At 56.6% G+C, this 17,392-nt stretch carries 21 protein-coding genes, 1 tRNA gene and 1 pseudogene; 16 read left to right on the top strand and 7 right to left on the bottom strand.

All coding sequences use genetic code 11. The features are described 5' to 3' along the window. The first annotated feature begins 2 nt into the window (after positions 1-2). The 5 genes from EE949_RS15355 to nadA all read left to right on the top strand — a co-directional run bounded on the left by EE949_RS15355 (position 3) and on the right by nadA (position 4,728). A complete protein-coding gene (locus tag EE949_RS15355) occupies positions 3-749 on the top strand; it encodes an amino acid ABC transporter permease (protein WP_122665060.1) in 747 nt (248 codons plus the stop codon). After that, positions 746-1,474, top strand: coding sequence for an amino acid ABC transporter ATP-binding protein (locus tag EE949_RS15350; RefSeq protein WP_122665059.1), 729 nt, complete (start codon positions 746-748; stop codon positions 1,472-1,474). Before EE949_RS15355 ends, EE949_RS15350 begins: the two co-directional genes overlap by 4 nt. After that, complete coding sequence (locus tag EE949_RS15345; protein ID WP_122665058.1) at positions 1,474-2,511, top strand: amidohydrolase family protein; 1,038 nt, start codon at positions 1,474-1,476, stop codon at positions 2,509-2,511. The genes EE949_RS15350 and EE949_RS15345 overlap by 1 nt, the downstream gene beginning before the upstream one ends. A 196-nt stretch (positions 2,512-2,707) precedes the next feature. Next, positions 2,708-3,385, top strand: a complete 678-nt coding sequence (locus EE949_RS15340) for an RraA family protein (RefSeq protein ID WP_122665057.1) — start codon at positions 2,708-2,710, stop codon at positions 3,383-3,385. A 284-nt stretch (positions 3,386-3,669) separates the two neighbouring features. Continuing rightward, positions 3,670-4,728: a quinolinate synthase NadA gene (nadA, locus tag EE949_RS15330; RefSeq protein ID WP_122665055.1), complete on the top strand. Its 1,059-nt coding sequence runs from the start codon at positions 3,670-3,672 to the stop codon at positions 4,726-4,728. 231 nt (positions 4,729-4,959) lie between these two features. Here nadA and EE949_RS15325 read toward each other — a convergent pair whose 3' ends face one another. Then, positions 4,960-6,390 carry a M48 family metalloprotease gene (locus tag EE949_RS15325; RefSeq protein ID WP_122665054.1) on the bottom strand — a complete coding sequence of 477 codons (1,431 nt, stop codon included), beginning with the start codon at positions 6,388-6,390 and terminating at the stop codon, positions 4,960-4,962. Between the two features lie 149 nt (positions 6,391-6,539). Here EE949_RS15325 and EE949_RS15320 point away from each other — a divergent pair, with 149 nt between their 5' ends. Beyond that, a complete protein-coding gene (locus tag EE949_RS15320) occupies positions 6,540-6,791 on the top strand; it encodes a sulfurtransferase TusA family protein (protein ID WP_122665053.1) in 252 nt (83 codons plus the stop codon). A 35-nt stretch (positions 6,792-6,826) separates the two neighbouring features. Next, positions 6,827-7,897: an AI-2E family transporter gene (locus tag EE949_RS15315; RefSeq protein ID WP_122665052.1), complete on the top strand. Its 1,071-nt coding sequence runs from the start codon at positions 6,827-6,829 to the stop codon at positions 7,895-7,897. A 117-nt stretch (positions 7,898-8,014) separates the two neighbouring features. Here the strand turns inward: EE949_RS15315 and EE949_RS15310 are convergent, their stop codons facing one another. Both EE949_RS15310 and EE949_RS15305 read right to left on the bottom strand, forming a co-directional pair. Then, complete coding sequence (locus tag EE949_RS15310) at positions 8,015-8,488, bottom strand: peroxiredoxin (RefSeq protein WP_122665051.1); 474 nt, start codon at positions 8,486-8,488, stop codon at positions 8,015-8,017. 9 nt (positions 8,489-8,497) lie between these two features. Then, entirely contained in the window at positions 8,498-9,061 is a 564-nt protein-coding gene (locus tag EE949_RS15305) for a glycine cleavage system protein R (RefSeq protein WP_027899149.1), read from the bottom strand. Positions 9,062-9,386: 325 nt separating this feature from the next. On the opposite strand from EE949_RS15305, the gene dapA reads away from it, so the two are divergent. From dapA to EE949_RS15260, 9 genes are all read left to right on the top strand, one after another. Further along, on the top strand, positions 9,387-10,265 hold the full coding sequence (gene dapA / locus EE949_RS15300) for a 4-hydroxy-tetrahydrodipicolinate synthase (RefSeq protein ID WP_122665050.1): 879 nt from the start codon (positions 9,387-9,389) through the stop codon (positions 10,263-10,265). Between the two features lie 18 nt (positions 10,266-10,283). Then, on the top strand, positions 10,284-11,399 hold the full coding sequence (gene bamC, locus EE949_RS15295; RefSeq protein ID WP_122665049.1) for an outer membrane protein assembly factor BamC: 1,116 nt from the start codon (positions 10,284-10,286) through the stop codon (positions 11,397-11,399). After that, positions 11,400-12,158, top strand: coding sequence for an MBL fold metallo-hydrolase (locus EE949_RS15290; protein WP_027899152.1), 759 nt, complete (start codon positions 11,400-11,402; stop codon positions 12,156-12,158). It begins immediately after the preceding gene. 28 nt (positions 12,159-12,186) lie between these two features. Then, entirely contained in the window at positions 12,187-12,900 is a 714-nt protein-coding gene (gene purC, locus EE949_RS15285) for a phosphoribosylaminoimidazolesuccinocarboxamide synthase (protein WP_077571533.1), read from the top strand. A gap of 94 nt (positions 12,901-12,994) precedes the next feature. Then, a tRNA-Ser gene (locus EE949_RS15280) sits at positions 12,995-13,084 on the top strand. Between the two features lie 270 nt (positions 13,085-13,354). Next, positions 13,355-13,597 (top strand): hypothetical protein, encoded by a 243-nt coding sequence (locus EE949_RS30275; protein ID WP_240350594.1) that lies wholly within the window; start codon positions 13,355-13,357, stop codon positions 13,595-13,597. Between the two features lie 80 nt (positions 13,598-13,677). Further along, complete coding sequence (locus EE949_RS15270; RefSeq protein ID WP_162874453.1) at positions 13,678-14,265, top strand: OB-fold protein; 588 nt, start codon at positions 13,678-13,680, stop codon at positions 14,263-14,265. Between the two features lie 242 nt (positions 14,266-14,507). Then, the gene (locus EE949_RS15265) at positions 14,508-14,828 is read left to right on the top strand and encodes a phage holin family protein (protein ID WP_205505013.1); all 321 of its coding nucleotides are present in this window, start codon (positions 14,508-14,510) and stop codon (positions 14,826-14,828) included. A 457-nt stretch (positions 14,829-15,285) separates the two neighbouring features. Beyond that, on the top strand, positions 15,286-15,513 hold the full coding sequence (locus tag EE949_RS15260; RefSeq protein WP_122665047.1) for a hypothetical protein: 228 nt from the start codon (positions 15,286-15,288) through the stop codon (positions 15,511-15,513). Between the two features lie 120 nt (positions 15,514-15,633). On the opposite strand, the pseudogene EE949_RS29830 reads toward EE949_RS15260, so the two are convergent. The 4 genes and pseudogenes from EE949_RS29830 to EE949_RS15240 all read right to left on the bottom strand — a co-directional run. After that, a pseudogene (locus EE949_RS29830) lies at positions 15,634-15,717 on the bottom strand (HAD family hydrolase); the annotation flags it as partial. 63 nt (positions 15,718-15,780) lie between these two features. Then, the gene (locus tag EE949_RS15250) at positions 15,781-16,065 is read right to left on the bottom strand and encodes an addiction module antidote protein (protein ID WP_122665046.1); all 285 of its coding nucleotides are present in this window, start codon (positions 16,063-16,065) and stop codon (positions 15,781-15,783) included. A 3-nt stretch (positions 16,066-16,068) separates the two neighbouring features. After that, positions 16,069-16,362, bottom strand: a complete 294-nt coding sequence (locus EE949_RS15245; protein ID WP_122665045.1) for a type II toxin-antitoxin system RelE/ParE family toxin — start codon at positions 16,360-16,362, stop codon at positions 16,069-16,071. Positions 16,363-16,688: 326 nt separating this feature from the next. Beyond that, positions 16,689-17,339: an HAD-IA family hydrolase gene (locus tag EE949_RS15240; protein ID WP_122665044.1), complete on the bottom strand. Its 651-nt coding sequence runs from the start codon at positions 17,337-17,339 to the stop codon at positions 16,689-16,691. Between the last annotated feature and the right edge of the window lie 53 nt (positions 17,340-17,392).

Genomic DNA, 17,392 nt, shown 5'->3' with positions numbered 1-17,392 from the left:
CCATGCTCGAGATACTTCACGATTACGGGATCATGCTGCTGGTCGGCCAGTATCCACAGGGACCGCTGGGCGGTCTGGCGCTGACTGTCATCATCGCGTTGCTGGCGCTGATTATTTCGTTCCCGCTGGCAGTCATGATGGGTCTGGCGCGTACGTCATCCATTGCACCGATTCGCAACGTGGCCATGGGTTACACCTATGTCGTGCGGGCGATCCCGCTGCTGTTGCTGATCTTCTGGTGTTACTTCGCAGTGCCGTTGATTACCGGCATCAACATCTCCGGCTTCGTCACCATGCTGGTGGCACTGGTGGTGTACGAGGGTGCGTATCTGGGTGAAGTGGTAAGGGCCGGGATCAACGCCGTGCCCAAAGGCCAGGTTGAAGCCGCCCGGGCGATTGGCATGAGCTACGGCCAGTGCATGCGCAAGATCGTGCTGCCGCAGGCGCTGTTCAACATGCTGCCGAGCATCCTCAACCAATTCATCATGATCACAAAAAACACTTCGTTGGCTTACCTGATCGGTACGCAGGAAGTCACCTTCGCGGCCTATCAGATCAACAACCAGCTATTGACCCAGCCGTTCGAGGTCTATGCGCTGCTGGCCGGTTTCTACTTTGTGTTGTGCTTCTCGCTGAGTCGTCTCGCCAAATGGCTGGAAGACACCATCAACCGCAAGCGCCTGGGTTCTGCCCGCGCCACAAATGACAGCGTTGAAGAAAATCCAGTTCTGGTGGGGCAACCGAAATGATCGAATTCAAGAACGTGAACAAGTGGTATGGCGAATATCGCGCACTGAGCGATATCACTGAGCAGGTATCCGCTGGTGAAGTGGTTGTAGTGTGCGGACCTTCGGGGTCGGGTAAGTCCACGCTGATTCGTACCGTGAACCGCCTTGAGGAAATCCAGGATGGCAGCATTCTGATTTCCGGCGAAGACGTTCATGCCTCGAAAAAGAACCTCAATGCCTTGCGCAGCCGGGTGGGTTTCGTCTTCCAGAACTTCAACCTGTTCCCGCACATGAGCGTGCTGGATAACGTGATGATCGGGCCGATCACGGTGCTCAACCGTAACAAGACCGACGCTGCAAAAACCGCTCGTGACCTGCTGGCCAAGGTCGGGCTGGCACACAAGGCCGATGCCATGCCGCTGCAATTGTCGGGTGGTCAGCAACAGCGGGTGGCGATTGCCCGGGCCTTGGCGATGGAGCCACCGGTGATGTTGTTCGATGAGCCGACCAGCGCGCTGGACCCGGAAATGGTTGGCGAGGTGCTGCAGGTCATGAAAGATCTCGCGTCCGAAGGCATGACCATGATCTGCGTGACCCATGAAATGGGCTTTGCCCGGGAAGTGGCTGACCGTATCTGGTTCATGGACGCGGGTCAGGTGCTGGAGGGCGCCGCGCCGGAAGACTTCTTTACGGCGCCGAAACACCCGCGTGCGGCCAAGTTCATCTCTGATATTCGGGCGCACTGATGAAGCCGTCAGGATCGCCGCACCTGCCCGTTCGCAAGGATTGGCTGGCGCGGGTGGATGAACCTGCGATTGATCCGCAGTTGGCGATTGTCGATGCGCATCACCATCTGTGGGATCGTCCGGAAAACCATTACCTGCTGGATGACTATCTGGACGACCTCGACAGCGGTCATCGGGTCGTGGCATCGGTGTATGTGCAATGCCGCTCGATGTACAACCTGGATCGGCCCGAGTCATTCCAGTGCGTGGGTGAGGTGGAGTTCGCCAACGGTATAGCGGCGCTCAGCGCCAGCGGTCTGTATGGTCCGGCGCGGATTTGCAGCGCCATCGTGGCCGGTGCGGATCTGCGTCTGGGGCAGGCGGTGGTGCCAGTACTGGAAGAGATGCTTGAACGGGCCGGACCACGCTTGCAGGGCATTCGTAACGTCACAGCCTGGCACGCCGATCCGCAGGTGGTTTCAAACCCCAGGCCGCCGCCGTCCGGCATCCTCCTGGACACGCACTTTCGCAAGGGCGTGAGTCTTCTCAAGGATTACGGGCTGGCGCTGGATGTCTGGGGCTATCACACCCAGCTCGAGGAAATTCTGGATCTGGCCAGGTCCTTTCCGGATCAAGTGATCGTGCTGGATCACGTGGGCGGGCCCATAGGCATCGGCCCGTATGCCGGTCGTCGGAAAGAGGTCTTCGCTCAGTGGTCGCGGCTTATCTGCCAATTGGCCAATTGCCCCAATGTGTTGGTCAAGCTGGGCGGGTTGGGCATGGACGTTGGAGGCTTCGCGTTGCATACCCGTGAACTTCCGCCTGACTCGGACACGCTCGCCGAGTTATGGCGTCCTTATATCCTGCACTGCATCGAAGCGTTCGGTGTGGAGCGTTGCATGTTTGAAAGTAACTTTCCGGTGGATAAGGGTATGTATTCCTATGGCGTGATGTGGAATGCCTTCAAGAAAATAACCGCTGATTTTACAGCGGGGGAGAAACGCTTTCTGTTCAGTCAGACGGCGGCGTATACCTACAACTTGAATCTTGCCGGCTAATACAGGAAACACGTTAACCGTATCGTTGTTTATTCAGGCTTCATTCGTTATTTCGATTCCGGTATCCGGGGCGCGGCTTCGTTCGCCCTGAAGAAAGTTTTCTCCAGGTTTTAGCGTTCGTTTTTAAATAGTTATCTAACTCAAGATGGAGCGCCGTTGTTGGCGTTGGTCCGTCAGTGCATAGTGAGGCGACATCATGTCCAGTGGATTCAGAGTATTGAAACGCACCCGTCAGGTAAGTGTGGAGCAAGTCGAAGGTTATCGTAAGGTGCCCGTGGCCAACGTCAGTGACTCAATGAACCGCATGGCGGCCGGTGGCGCAACCTTGCGGCCTATGCACCGTTCCGGCGTGCTGGCGGGCCCCGCGCTGACGGTGAAGTGCCGGCCCGGCGATAACCTGATGGTGCATTACGCCCTCGATATCGCCCAACCTGGCGATGTGATTGTGGTGGATGCCGGGGGGGATCTGACCAACGCAATCATCGGTGAGTTGATGGTCGCTTACGCCATCAAGAAGCGCTTGGGCGGTATTGTCATCAACGGCGCTATTCGAGACGCAGCGAGCATTGGCGCTGATGACTTTCCTGTTTTTGCCGCCGGTATTACTCATCGCGGTCCTTATAAAGACGGTCCCGGTGAAATCAATGTTCCTGTTGCAATCAACGGAATGGTAATTGAACCAGGCGATATGATTGTCGGTGATGATGATGGTTTGCTGTGCATCCCGTTTAATGAAGTTGATGACGTGCTGAAGAAATCCAGCGCCAAACATGCGGCTGAAACCCAGCAACTTCTGGATATCGCTGAAGGTCATAACGATCGCCGTTGGGTTATTGACAGTCTCAGAAATAAGGGCTGCGTATTTCTGGAATAAAGCGTCAACGCATTTGCTGTTTTATCGAGGGGAATTGACCCTGCATCGCAGACCGCTGAAACAGATGGTAAATCTGAAAGGGGCTGGCTAAAATCCGCCCGCCTTCAGCGGCTTGAGCCATCGGACGTGAACGACTGGCTCCAAGACCGAACCACGACCCCAGGTCGACATACTTATAAAGCTGGAAGGCCCGTGAAAATGAGGTATTCCAGCTTTTTTTGTGTCTGCTTTTCGGGTGTAAACTCGCCTTGTGCGCTATCAGAGCGCTTGCAGGTTCAGCGAACATGACGCAAATTTCCGAACGCCTGTTGGTCCAGGCCCATCTTGATGCCAAGCAGCCTAAAGAGCTGAGCGTCGAAGAACAGGCCCACTACCGCGCAGCCATTGCGGCCGAGCTCAAGGCTCAGGACGCTGTGCTGGTGGCGCATTATTACTGCGATCCGGTGATTCAGGCGTTGGCGGAGGAGACCGGCGGTTGTGTCTCCGACTCACTGGAAATGGCCCGTTTCAGCAATAACCATTCGGCGAAAACCGTCCTGGTGGCTGGCGTGCGCTTCATGGGCGAGACCGCCAAAATCCTCAACCCTGAAAAACGTGTACTGATGCCGACGCTTGAGGCGACCTGCTCGCTGGATCTGGGTTGCCCGGTAGACGAGTTCACAGCGTTCTGCGATCAGTATCCGGAGCGTACGGTGGTGGTGTATGCCAATACCTCGGCCGCTGTCAAAGCCCGTGCCGACTGGGTCGTGACCTCCGGTTGCGCGCTGGAAGTCGTTGAAAGCCTGATGGACAACGGCGAGAAAATCATCTGGGCGCCAGACAAACACCTGGGTCGTTATATCCAGCGTGAAACCGGTGCTGACATGCTGCTCTGGGACGGTGCCTGTATCGTCCATGAAGAGTTTAAGTCCAAGCAGCTTGAGGACATGAAAGCGCTGTTTCCGGAGGCGGCGATTCTGGTTCACCCTGAGTCGCCCGAGTCGGTGATCGATCTGGCCGATGCGGTGGGTTCGACCAGCCAGATGATCAAGGCCGCACAGACGCTGCCGAACAAGATGTTCATCGTGGCTACTGATCGCGGCATTTTCTACAAGATGCAGCAGCTGTGCCCGGACAAGATTTTCATCGAAGCGCCCACTGCCGGTAACGGCGCGGCCTGCCGCAGTTGCGCGCATTGCCCGTGGATGGCGATGAACACGCTTGAACGTACATTGCAGTGTTTGCGCGAGGGTACTAACGAGATCTTCGTCGATCCTGCAGTTATTCCCCATGCGGTACGTCCATTGCAGCGGATGCTGGATTTTACCCAGGCTGCGCGGATGCGTCAGATGGGGAATGCTTGATACCGCCTGGCAACTTACCTGAAGTGGAATGCTATCCCTGTGGGGGATTCTATGTTTCCCTGCCAGATCGATTCACTGTGGGAGCGAATTTATTCGCGAAGGGGCCAGTACATCCGCAGCCTTTGTATTGAGTGAAACGCCGTCTTCCCGAATGAATTCGGTCCCACAGGTGCGCCATTGAGTTTGAAATCAATGCCAACCTGTGGGAGCGGTGCTTGCCGCGCTTTAGCGTTACATCATGTCCTTGACCATCCGCTCCTGATCCGCCAATTCCTTCTGCCGCGCATCAATGCGTGAAGCCAGCTGGAAGTTGTTGTTCGCCCGACGTTTGGCGAAGTCCAGTTGCTGGATGGCCTGCCTGAAATCACCCACCAGCGCGAAGTACTCGGCACGGGCCTGATGCAGACCAATAGTGTTGCCGTTCAAACCACGGGTCTCAGCGACCAGATACCAGATGTCCGGATCATCAGGACGGTTTTTCAACAGCCCGTTCAGGGATTTCTCCGCTTCAGCGGTACGATTCTGTTTGAGTAGCACATCAACCCGAACCTGATTCAACGGATAGTTGTCAGGATATTGAGTCAGCATCCGGTCCACGCGTTGTTGTGCGTCATTGAGCCGGTTGTTGGTGATGTCCAGATCAATCTGCGTCAGGTTGTAGGTGATGTCGTTAGGTGACTTGTCGATCAACGGCTTGAGGGTTTCCCGTGCTTCGTTGAGCTGCCCACCTTTGATCTGCGCGATAGCGAGGCCGTAGCGCGCAGGGGCCGAATTTGGGGTCTCGGTCAGTTGGGCACGAAAGCGCTTGGCGGCAATCCCCGGTGTTTCTTCGTAGATCAACGCCACCCGCGCACGCATCAGCTGGTAGCGCACGCTGTCTTCCTTGCCGCCCGGTTTTGCTTGTTCGGCGCGGTTACGGGTGTCCGCGATCCGCGATTCAGTTACCGGGTGAGTCAGCAGAAATTCAGGAGGCTTGGCGTCGAAGCGATACTGACGCATCAAACGCTCAAACATGGTCGGCATGTTGCGCGGGTCGTAGCCGGCCTTTTCCAGATTGAGAATGCCGATCCGGTCGGCTTCCTGCTCGTTCTGGCGGGAGAAACGACGCTGTTCCTGAATGGCCGCGGCCTGTGAGCCCGCGATGGCCGCAATGCCTGCATCGCCCGCTCCCGCAGCGGCCATGACAATCCCCGCAAGCATTGCTGCCATGACGGGCACTTGCATGCGCTGTTGGGCTTCAACACCACGAGCAAAGTGGCGTTGCGACAAGTGAGCCAGTTCGTGCGCCAGTACCGAAGCGTATTCGCCTTCAGTCTGGGCATTGAGGAACAAACCGCCGTTGACGCCGATAATCCCGCCGGGTGCGGCGAAGGCGTTGAGTTGCGGGCTGTTGATCAGAATGAACTCAAGGCGTCGGTCCTGTACCTGGCTGGTTTCCGCCAGGCTGTAGACCGAGGTCTCGACGAAGTCCTTGAGCTGAGGGTCGGAAAGTTGCGAGACCTGACCACGAAGCAGCCCAAGCCAGGCACGGCCCAACTGGTGTTCCTGCTCCGGCGAAACAATCGCGGAACTGGCATCGCCGAGGGACGGCAGGTCATCGGCATGCGCAGGAACAGTCATCAGGCATGCGAGCGTCAGCAGGGTGGGGCGCAGAAAATTCATCCATGGAGCTCTGAGTTGGAGAACCTCTACTGTAGCCGTCTAAATGGCTTGATGGCCAGAGTGCGGTATTCTTCCGGCCTCGAAGATGTATCTGATAGAAACATTTTGCCTTCGTATAGCAATTTGATGTGCCTGCCCGGAGAGAAACGATGTCTGACGCTGTAACGCGCCCCGAAAGCTGTGACGCTGAAGTCGACGCAAGCGGCCTTAATTGCCCGCTGCCGTTGCTCAAGGCCAAACTGGAGCTCAACCGCCTGAACCGCGGCGCCGTACTCAAGGTCATCGCTACCGACGCCGGATCCCAGCGCGACTTCCGTTCCTTCGCCAGGCTTGCTGGCCATGAATTGCTTCATGAGGAAGCCGAGGCCGGGATCTACACCTACTGGCTGCGTAAGGCGTAACCGAAACAGGCCCATCCGCTTCAAAAGGATTTTTGATGTTCAACGTGCTTCGCAACTGGGTACAACGCTACTTTTCCGATGAAGAGGCGGTTGTGCTCGCGGTGTTGCTGTTTCTGGCGTTCACCATTGTTCTGACCCTTGGCGGCATGCTCGCGCCCGTGCTGGCCGGGATGGTGCTGGCGTTCCTGATGCAAGGGCTGGTGAGCCTGCTTGAGCGTTTTCGGGTGCCCGAATCCGGCGCGGTCGGCCTGGTCTTCATGCTGTTCATGGGGGCGTTGCTGGTGTTCTTGCTGGTCCTGGTGCCGCTGCTCTGGCATCAATTGATCACGCTGTTCAATGAGCTGCCGGGCATGCTTGCCAAATGGCAGTCGTTATTGCTGCTGTTGCCCGAGCGTTATCCGCATCTGGTTTCCGACGAACAGGTGCTGCATGCCATCGAAGTCGCACGTGGCGAGATCGGCAAGTTCGGCCAGTGGGCACTGACTTTCTCGCTGTCCAGTTTGCCGTTGCTGGCCAACGTCATGATTTATCTCGTGCTGGTGCCGATCCTGGTGTTCTTCTTTCTCAAGGATCGTCGTCTCATTGGCCGCTGGGTGGTCAGCTACCTGCCACGCGAACGCGCTTTGATGACGCGTGTTGCCGAAGAAATGAATCGGCAGATCGCCAACTACATTCGCGGCAAAGTCATCGAGATATTTATTTGTGGTGGCGTGACCTACATCGGTTTTGTGGCGCTGGGGCTTAACTACGCTGCGTTGCTGGCGATGCTGGTGGGGATTTCCGTGGTGGTGCCATACGTCGGCGCGGTGGTGGTGACCGTACCGGTGGCCTTGATCGCGTTGTTTCAGTGGGGCTGGAGTGACCAGTTCATCTACCTGATGGTGGTCTACGGCGTGATTCAGGCGCTGGACGGCAACGTGCTGGTGCCACTGCTGTTTTCGGAGGCGGTCAACCTGCACCCGGTCGCAATCATCTGCGCTGTACTTTTGTTTGGCGGGTTGTGGGGCTTCTGGGGGATCTTCTTCGCGATTCCGCTGGCGACCCTGTTCAAGGCCGTGCTGGACGCGTGGCCAAGGCAGGAGCCTACCGTGGCGCCTTTGTTGTAAGCACCGACGCCATCGCGAGCAAGGTGGAGCGCCACCCCGGTCGCTCCTACAGATTGAAACGCATTCTTCTGTAGGAGCGAGCTTGCTCGCGATAGCGGTTGAAAGCGCACCAAGGCTTCAGGCTTTATTCAACGCCTGAGCCTGTTCCAGCACCGCTTCCACATGCCCCGGCACTTTCACGCCGCGCCATTCGTGGCGTAGCACACCGTCCTTGTCGATCAAAAAGGTGCTGCGATCCACGCCAAGGTATTCCTTGCCGTACAGCTTCTTGAGCTTGATCACATCAAACAGCTGGCAAAGGGCTTCGTCCTTGTCCGAAATCAGCTCGAACGGGAACGACTGCTTGGCCTTGAAATTCTCGTGAGACTTGAGGCTGTCCCTTGACACACCAAACACCAGGGTGTTGGCCGCCTGAAACTGCTCATGTTGATCGCGAAAGTTCTGACCCTGAGTGGTGCAGCCTGGCGTGCTGTCTTTCGGGTAGAAATAAATCACGACCTGCTTGCCCTTGAGTTCGGACAGGCTCACGGCCTGTCCGCTAGTGGCTTGCACCTGAAAATCGCTAACCGGTTGATCTACTGCTACAGCCATGGGACTTCCTTACATGGGGGCTTGCGGGCGCCACGGTTCGATCAGTGCATCCAGGTTCAGCGCGTCGGCGAAATCCAGAAACTGATCGCGCAGCCAACTGATCTGGATGCCCGCAGGCAAGGTCACGGTGAAGGTTGCGTTGAGCATGGTGCCGCCGGTCTGCGGAGCCAGATAGGTATCGCAGATCAGGTTTTCCAGTTCCACGTTGTGGTCCATGAAGAACTGGCACAGCTCATTGATGATGTCCGGGCGATACGCCGAGCTGACGTAAGCCACGTAAGGCAGCGCCTCTGGACGGCTTTCCAGCGTGGCACTGCGTACCACGCTGGTGGTGAAGTCGTGCTTCTTGGACAGGCCGGGCAGGCCTGTTTCCAGGCGGGCCAGGGCATCCCAGCTACCGGAAACCTGAAGAATCAACGCACTGTATTCGCCGTGACGGGTCAGGCGCGAGCTGACTACCGAGCAACGGCTTTCGTGACTGGCACGGCACAGGACGTTGGTCAGCTCCATTGGGTTTGCGCCAAGGGCACTGATGACAAGGAATTGTTCGCGAACTGTGGGGGTGGACGACATGCAGCATTCCTAGACGATGAGCGGTCGGTACATTTATTGGCTTGCGGGGCCGAATCGACGATCAACAGCGTCAGACGACAACCGCAACCCTGGCGAGGTGCGTCTGCCCGATTGGCCAAAGGCAGGCTGCAACAGCGCTGGAGCAGGGGTTCTGACGTTTAAATCGACCGAATGAATGAGGCGCGCAGATGACCAGTACCGATCAAAGAACGAAGGGTAGCGAAAACCATCGCTCAGGGGAATGCTCACAGCGTGGTACTTCGCTTGTACAAGGCTGATAGCGCCAGTACCATTACGGCTCTCTTTTTCCGGCAGGAGCGGTTGCATGATTGCGGGCAGTATGGTGGCACTGGTCACACCCATGGATGCACAGGGACGTCTGGACTGGGACAGCCTGAGCAAACTGGTGGACTTCCACCTGCAAGAGGGCACCAACGCCATTGTTGCCGTTGGCACCACAGGTGAATCGGCCACGCTTGATGTGAATGAACACATCGAGGTGATCCGTCGTGTGGTCGATCAGGTGGCAGGGCGTATTCCTGTTATCGCAGGCACAGGCGCAAACTCAACGCGTGAAGCGATCGAGCTGACCAACAACGCCAAGCGCGCAGGCGCCGACGCGTGCCTTCTGGTCACGCCGTATTACAACAAGCCGACTCAGGAAGGCCTGTATCAGCACTTCAAGGCTATTGCCGAAGCAGTAGACATCCCGCAGATCCTTTACAACGTGCCGGGCCGTACCGCCTGCGACATGCTGGCAGAGACTGTTGTGCGCTTGTCCACCGTGCCGAACATCATCGGCATCAAGGAAGCGACGGGTGATCTGCAGCGCGCCAAGGACATCCTGGCGGGCGTCAGCAGCGACTTCCTGGTGTATTCCGGTGATGACGCGACAGCCGTCGAATTGATGCTGCTGGGTGGCAAAGGCAACATTTCCGTGACCGCCAACGTTGCACCGCGTGCCATGAGTGAGTTGTGTGCTGCGGCCATGCGTGGTGACGCTGAAGCTGCGCGGGCGATCAATGAAAAACTGATGCCGCTCAACAAGACCCTGTTTATCGAATCCAACCCTATCCCCGTGAAATGGGCCCTGAACGAAATGGGTTTGATGCCGGACGGTATCCGTCTGCCGCTCACCTGGCTCAGCCAGGCCTGTCACGAACCGCTGCGTCAGGCCCTGCGCCAGTCCGGCGTTCTGGTTTAATTGAGGAAGCATTACGCAATGAAGCGATTGGCCGGACTTTCCGCACTTGCCTTGATTATCTCCAGCACCAGCGGTTGCGGTTGGCTGTGGGGTGAAGATGGTTACTTCCGTGACCGTGGCAGCGATTACCTCGAAGCACAGCAAACTGCACCGATGCAGATCCCGCCGGGTGTTTCGGAGACCAAGCGTCTCGACCCGCTGCTGCCGATCCCGCGTAACGTGGCAGATGACACCGTCAAAGGTGAATTCGTCGTACCTCGTCCGCAACCTCTGTCGACCGTTGCCGATGCCAGCGATTTCAGCCTGCAGAAGAGCGGCAATAACAGTTGGGTGCTCGCTCAACGTGCGCCTGCTGAAGTCTGGCCTGTAGCGCATCAGTATTTCGAAGATAACGGTTTCCGTATCGCCGAAGATCGCCCGCAAACAGGTGAGTTCAGCACTACGTGGCAGCGTCTGGACGAGCTGTCCGCGGTCGTCGCCAAGCGCCTGAGTGCCAGCGGCACGGCTTCCGATGCAGAAACCCGCGTGCGAGTACGTATCGAGCCGGGCGTGCAGCGCAACACCAGCGAGATCTACGTGGTCAGCGCTGAGCGCCCAGCGGGCAGCACCGCTGACGTCCCGTTCACTGATCGCGCTACCAACGTGGCGCTCGATGCTGCGTTGACCGATGACATGCTGGCCAGTCTGAGCCGCAGCGCAGAACAGGGCGGCTCCGTGTCGCTGCTGGCCGCGCGTGACTACGACACCCCAAGCCGTGTTGCCTTGAGCGAAGACGGCAGCGGCAACCCGGTTCTGAACGTCGGTTCGGATCTGGATCGTGCCTGGTCAAGCGTCGGTCGTGCACTCAATCAGGGTGAATGGCGCGTAGAAGACATCAACCGCAGCCTGGGTCTGTACTACATCAACCTGGCAGAGCGGGCTGATACGCCTGAGAACAAACCTGGTTTCTTCGGCCGCCTGTTCGGCAGCAAGGAAACCAAGGAAGAGATCGATGCCCGTGCCGAGCGTTATCAAGTGCGCTTGAGCAAAGTGGGTGACAACGTTCAGGTAACCGTTGAGAAAAACATCAACACCGTCGCGCCGGCAGATGTTGCCCGTCGCGTACTGGGTGTCATTCAAGACAACCTGGGTTAAGTGCGTTTCGCAGTATTAGGCAGCGGCAGCCAAGGGAATGGCACGCTGGTAGCCAGCGGTAATACGCATGTGCTGGTGGATTGCGGTTTCTCCCTGCGGGAAACCGAACGACGACTGGCGCGGCTAGGGCTTAGCGCGCATCAGTTGAGTGCGATTCTGGTAACCCACGAACATGCCGATCACGTGCATGGCGTGGGTTTGCTGTCTCGGCGCTACAATCTGCCGGTGTACATGAGCAGTGGCACGGCGCGAGGGTTGCGCAAGCCTGTTGAAGTCGCCGGGTATCTGGCAGGCGGGCAGGATTTGCAGTTGGGAGCGTTGAACATCCACGTGGTGTCCGTCGCTCACGATGCCCTTGAGCCGACGCAGTTTGTCTTCACCGACGGCACGCGTCGTTTTGGTCTGCTGACGGATCTGGGTTCGTACTGCCCGACGGTGCTGCAAAGCTACCACGGTCTGGACGCCCTGATGATCGAGTCCAACCACTGCCGGGACATGCTTGCCCGCGGTCACTACCCGTACTTCCTGAAGCAGCGGGTCGGTGGCAGCGAAGGACATTTGAACAACCATCAGGCCGCAAGCCTGGTGAACGAGTTGGGCTGGCAGGACCTGCAACATCTGGTACTGGCCCACCTCAGCAGCAAGAACAATCTGCCGCATCTGGCCCGGCAATGTTTCGTCGACACCTTAGGGTGCGATCCGGACTGGTTACAATTGGCCGATCAAGATTCAGGGCTCGACTGGCGACATATCGCCTAGCCCAACTACTTAGCAAGCGGAGCCCATCATGGAAAAACGTGAAGAACTCTACCGCGGCAAAGCCAAGTCGGTTTACAAGACCGACGACGCTGACCGCTTGATCCTGCTGTTCCGTAACGACACTTCGGCGTTCGACGGCAAGCGTATCGAACAGCTGGACCGTAAAGGCATGGTGAACAACAAGTTCAACGCCTTCATTATGCAGAAGCTCGAAGCTGCAGGCATTCCGACCCAATTCGACAAGCTGCTGGCCGACAACGAAGTCCTGGTCAAAAAGCTCGACATGATCCCGGTCGAATGCGTCGTGCGTAACTACGCCGCCGGTAGCCTGGTAAAGCGCCTGGGCGTTGAAGAGGGCCTCAAGCTCAACCCGTACACCTTCGAGCTGTTCCTGAAGGACGATGCCAAGGGCGACCCGTTCATCAACGAATCCCACGTTGTGGCATTCGGCTGGGGCACCGCCGAGCAACTGGTTCGCATGAAAGAACTGTCGCTCAAGGTCAACGAAGTCCTGAGCAAACTGTTCGATGACGCCGGCCTGCTGCTGGTCGACTTCAAACTCGAATTTGGCGTGTTCAGCGACGGCTCCATCGTCCTAGGCGACGAATTCAGCCCGGACGGCTGCCGTCTGTGGGACAAAGACACCAAGAAGAAAATGGACAAAGACCGCTTCCGCCAGGGCCTCGGTGACGTCATCGAAGCCTACGAAGAAGTCGCCAACCGTCTGGGCGTACCGCTCTAAGACGGAAAAAAGTAACGCAAGCGCTTGATAGCACGAAAAAAAATTAGCAAAAGGTATCGCCTTCTGCGATTGAACTGTTATGATGCGCGCCGTTGGAGAGATGCCGGAGTGGCCGAACGGGACGGATTCGAAATCCGTTGTACTGGCGACAGTACCTAGGGTTCAAATCCCTATCTCTCCGCCATTATTGCTACACGCCAAACCCCTGATAACGTTGAAGTTATCGGGGGTTTTTCGTTTCTGGTCTTAAAGTCTAGGGCAGGTTTAGGGCAAATATCGTCTGCTCTAGACCTTTAAGGGACGCTCTAGTCCTCCCTGAACCCCATCATCTGCGAAACATACCGGCCATGCTTTTGGTGTCGGCGGGTATCCGCCTGGCCTCTACGCCGGTGCCGGTACCAACCTGTCGAGGTGGCTGCTGACCGGTGAGCTGCTCGACTTTTACGCCGACCGCATGGTCCGCGACCTTAGCCTGTCTGATAAGCGCAAGAAGACTGGCGCATCGCTGATCAAGTGCCACTTACAGCCGCGCCTGGGTAATGTGCCACTGACCGGCATCGACAAGGCTACCTTGGGTGATCCGCTCATGTGGCCAGCTCAGGAAACGGGCTTTGGCGAAGAGAAAACCAGGCAGCTCTGGAAGGCTGGCTTGGCGTGGATATATAGCGCGTTGGAGTTCTGTCGCAAAGCAGCTTAACCAAGAGTCGTTGTGATGATGGCAATTTGGTGTTGCGCAGTCCAGAATGTGCGCCTTTACAGATCGCCATGGAGAGCGAAATGAATGATGTAAATGCACCATCCACACGAAAAGTTGGTTTTCTTCTCGGGGCGGGGATCGTTTTTTTTCCGGTTATCTTTTCGTGGTTTCTGTTTCGAAAAGGTCATTCCACGCTGTCGCGCGTACTTGGCTTTGGCTGGTTAATCCTCAGTTTGGTAGTCATTTTTGCAGCGCCGTCATCACCCAAAACTGACGAGGCAGTGCAGACCCCTGCCCAGCCAGCGGCTCAAGTTGCTCCTGCCCAACCAGCAGCGAAAGCTGCACCGGCGGAGCCTTTGAAGGTATATACAGCTTCGCAGGTCTCCTCAAGTTATGAGGAGAATACGGTCGCCGCTGATATTCTATTCAAGGGCAAGCAGGTCAAGATCACTGGGCGCATTGATGATATCAATACTGATTACAGAGGCAGGCCGTATCTGGTTTTGGCCAGTAAAAATCAGTTTATGGGGCCGCAATTCCAGTTCGATAAATCTGATCTAGAAGTGATGGCTCAATTGAAAAAAGGTCAGAACGTTACAGTGATTTGTACGGGCAAGGGCGATGTGATCAAAACTCCAATGTTCGAAGATTGCAAAATGTCGAACTAGTCACTCAAACAGAATCTCGACAGGCCCGGGCCTGTTCTATAGATTTACCGTTACTTTGTGGTTTTTCCGCGAGCAAAGCCCAGCCACAGTGCTGGGCTTTTTGCTTTCTATGGTTCTTCGAGCCACGGCATTTGCCGGGGCTTTTTCGTCTTTTGCGCCGCCACTCCCATCGCTCCGAGCTAGGAGTGCTGCTGGGGCCCAATTTATTTTGCTCCCCAAGAGGGAGGAGCCGGATGCCAGGCATACCCGAAAAGAATCCCGGCTTTTGGGCGCAGGTCTGGGTTGTCCTGAGTACACCTGATTGGCAAGGGGCGATCATGACCGCGACTATTTCTCTACTGCGCATCCTGTACGAAGCCAAAGAGACCAATAAGCGGCCAATTACTTTCGAGTCGCTGCTACCCGGCGAGAACAAGCGTGCCCTGGGCTTCGACTTCGTTGTGGGCAGTGAAGGCGAGGAGATGGCGCTGAATCATCTGGCGCGGCTTTTTATGGATTACGCAAATTTGTCATTTCGGCGAGCGTTGGTGGCTCGACGTAGACGGTTGGGTGCTGATGAGTGAATTGAGGTGATTGGCTGGACGGGTGGAGGAGTGTGGGTGGTTCCCGGTGTACCTGATGCCCGGCGGCGCCTGAATCGCGGGCAAGCCTCCCCACAGGTTCCACGCCATCCCGTAGGACCGGCTTTAGCCGGGAGGGCGTCGGGACATTTATCAAATATTCTTCGGCAGAAATACCGCCCTCCCGTCTGAAGCCGGTCTTAACGGATAGCGGGCAAACACAGAACTTCTCACTGGGATAGGGGATCTCGGCTAACGCGGGCCAAAGGGGGTTTAGGAATCGTCCGATTTTCCTCTGGTTGATAGTCGAGAGCCTGGAGATATGAATAACTACCGCAGTCGCCAATTGGAATTGGCTGAAGATGAACCTGAATCCACTCGGCATAACGAGGGAAATCAGTTTCAGGGGCGCAGGCTCATATAGGCGCTCATTTCAGGGAAAACCATGCAGGAACACGTCATGACTGAAGGCGAGCTCGAAAAAACCAAAGCCGAGATCAAAAAAATGTTAGCCGAAGCGCACAAGCTGGTTTTGGAGGCTGACAAGCTCGGCGCTGAAAAAAACAGGCTTAATACTGAAGCTCGCAAAATGACTCGAGAAATCTTCTGGTATCCCGTCGCAATTGCCATCGGCATGATTGGCGCAGTTTCCACGGTAACGCTGTTGCTGGCCAGGCTACTCAGCTAATCGCTTTTTGCTGGCATGCAGTCTGATGGTCAGTTCCGAGTGAGACTCAACCCCTCAGCATCAACCACCACCGTCACCCCTTCATAGCTCGCCAGCGTCGCGTGCGGCGTCTCTATCTCATGCTGCGTCAACGCCATGACGTTCTACCCAGTGATTCCAGACCCGCTCGGCGGCGACGATGGAATTGAGCAGCGTGCCGTCCATGTCGAACAGAAATGCCGAGAGCGTCGGTTGTTGAGCATGGGTTACCTCGGGTTGAAATTCTGGTTAAGGACGATGAGTGACCAGCTTGATTCCGAGTGCATTTAATACTTTCAGTACTGTGTCAAAGCGCGGCTTCGCCCCTGGAGCCAAAGCTTTGTACAGACTGGCTCTGCCAAGCCCTGAATCCTTGGCTATCTGAGCCATGCCACGTGCTTTTGCTACATGGCCAACGGCACGAATCAGTTCGTCCGTATCACCATCAGCAAGAACCTGGGAGAGGTATTCGTTGATGGCCTCGTCGCTGTCAAGGATTTCTGCCATATCAAACGGCACCAGGGTATCAGCCATTTATCAAACCTCCTTCGCCATTATTTTTGCCTGCCTCATATCACCCGGCTGAGTTGATTTATCCCCGCCGACCAGGAGCACGATGATCGTACGGTCCCGGGTGGTGAAATAGATTCTGTATCCTGCGCCGACATCTACGCGCATCTCGGACACTCCTTCGCCGACGGCTTTCACGTCTCCCAGATTACCTGCCGATACGCGCTCAATACGTCGCGCTATAGCGATCCTGGCCCGTATGTCGCGCAAGCCTGCGTGCCAATGGGTGAAAATTTGTGTCTGCTGTATTGTGTACGTCACTGCCAAGTGTATCCGACTGGAGACAATTTTTCGTCGTTTTTTAGGTTGGCGATATTCGCGCAGGCGAGTTCATTCGAGCCCGGATTCGGCTATTTTTCGAGGAGAAGGGCTGGACGAAATATCACAACGGGGCGGAGAGCTTAGGCTCGCAACCTGTATCGAGTGCGGTAGATACCTACCGCGCTTGGTCTCACGGAGTCGATGCTGGAGAGGTTGCTGATGAGTTTTTCTGGTATTCCATGGCAGTCGCCGCTGGCATTAGTGCCACGATCGCGACGATTACTATCTAGATAGTCAGGCTCTTGGGTGCGGGCTGACTTCCTGCTCTAAACCCGCATCAACCCCAACCCCTCAGCATCAACCACCACCGTCACCCCTTCATAACTCGCCAGCGTCCCGTGCCGCGTCTCCATCTCATGCTCATGCGTTGCCGTAATCACAACCACACTCGCGCCTGCTGCTTCCGCCGCCGCAATACCTGCGGGTGCATCTTCGAATACCAGGCAGTCTTTCGGATCAACGCCCAGACGTTTCGCTGCAAGCAGGAAGCAGTCCGGGAAGGGTTTGCCTTGGGTGACGTCTTCGGATGTGACGATGTTGACCGGTAGTTTCAGGCCAGCGGCTTTCAGGCGCGCTTCGGCCAAGGCGCGTGGGGCGGAGGTGACGATAGCCCAACGCTCTGGCGGGAGAGAGGCGAGGAGGCGGGCGGCGTCGGCGACTTCGATGACGCCTTCTACATCGTCAATTTCTGCTTGTGAGATGGCTTCGGCTTCCCGTTCTGCGTCAACGCCGGGCAGGTTGAGGTTGCGGATGGTGTCGATGCATCGCACGCCGTGGATAGTGGGCAGAAATGTTTTGACGTCCAGGCCGTGGCGTTCTGCCCAGTGAGTCCAGACCCGCTCGGCGGCGACGATGGAGTTGAGCAGCGTGCCGTCCATGTCAAACAGGAATGCCGAGAAGCGTCGGTTGTTGAGCATGGGTTACCTCATTGAAATGGGGAAGATACGCACGATTTTGTAGGAGCTACCGA

Origin of the sequence: Pseudomonas viridiflava, from assembly GCF_900602065.1 — a bacterium.
Lineage (GTDB): Bacteria > Pseudomonadota > Gammaproteobacteria > Pseudomonadales > Pseudomonadaceae > Aquipseudomonas.
The sequence above is the reverse complement of the archived record's forward strand: the minus strand, read 5'-3'. Positions and strand labels throughout refer to the sequence as shown.